We start from the raw sequence: 246 nt of genomic DNA, 5'->3' as shown, positions 1-246 counted from the left end.
TATGAAGGAAGTTTGTATATAGCCGATGTGGCATCGCCGAGTGGGACTCCGGATACGTCAACAGATTACACGTTGTTGGCAGCAGCAGGAGCCACAGGCCCAACGGGCGTAACAGGAGAAACCGGAGTCACGGGTGCAACGGGACTTACCGGAGCGACCGGTGTTGGATTAGAAGGAGTAGAAGCGTTTAGCGCGGCAAGCGCTCCGTTTTACCCAGCAGGTCAAGTTGTGACGTATGAAGGAAGT

General features: G+C 54.5%; 1 pseudogene. It reads left to right on the top strand.

Annotated elements, in window-relative coordinates:
* A pseudogene (locus tag ACK3CR_RS27135) lies at window positions 1-246 on the top strand (BclA C-terminal domain-containing protein); the annotation flags it as partial.

This window comes from Priestia sp. TRM10 (assembly GCF_057808375.1).
Note: the sequence above shows the minus strand (reverse complement) of the source record. Positions and strands in the feature narration are given on the sequence as shown.